This window comes from Pseudomonas sp. Q11 (assembly GCF_024494355.1).
GTDB lineage: Bacteria > Pseudomonadota > Gammaproteobacteria > Pseudomonadales > Pseudomonadaceae > Aquipseudomonas > Aquipseudomonas hefeiensis.
The window spans coordinates 1-405 of the sequence record NZ_JAKNQY010000081.1 but is presented as its reverse complement, the minus strand read 5'-3'; the positions used below and the strand labels follow the sequence as shown (position 1 = coordinate 405).

The window sequence follows — 405 nt, the reverse complement described above, 5'->3', positions numbered from 1 at the left end:
TGCTCCATCAGGTCGGTCGCGTGTTGCTGGAAGCCACAGGCGGTTACGAACGAAACGTCATGAAAGCACTTCAGGCAGCAGGATTTGAGGTCATTCGGATCAACCCTTGCCGAGCCAAGAGCTTTGCCAAGGCAATGGGACAACAAGCTAAAACCGACCCCATAGATGCGCGCCTCCTGGCGCAATTTGCAGCGGTTATCAAATCTGCTAACAGCCGGATCACAAGTGTCGAACAGGACGACTTGCGCGCACTGGTCCAGCAACGGGAAAACTTTGTTCAGCAGAGAGATGACGACAAGCGCAGGCTTAAGACAGCGTCGTCTGAGGCAGTCAAACCCGCGTTGCAGAGTCATATCGACTATCTGTGTGAAGCCGTTAAGTCGATAGAAAAATTGATCCGTCAAA

The 405-nt window shown here is 52.3% G+C and carries 1 protein-coding gene; it reads left to right on the top strand.

Annotation, left to right across the window (positions count from 1 at the left end; translation table 11 throughout):
- Positions 1–59: 59 nt before the first annotated feature.
- On the top strand, positions 60–405 hold a 346-nt coding region (locus MA884_RS27835; RefSeq protein ID WP_256233487.1), incomplete at its 3' end, for a transposase.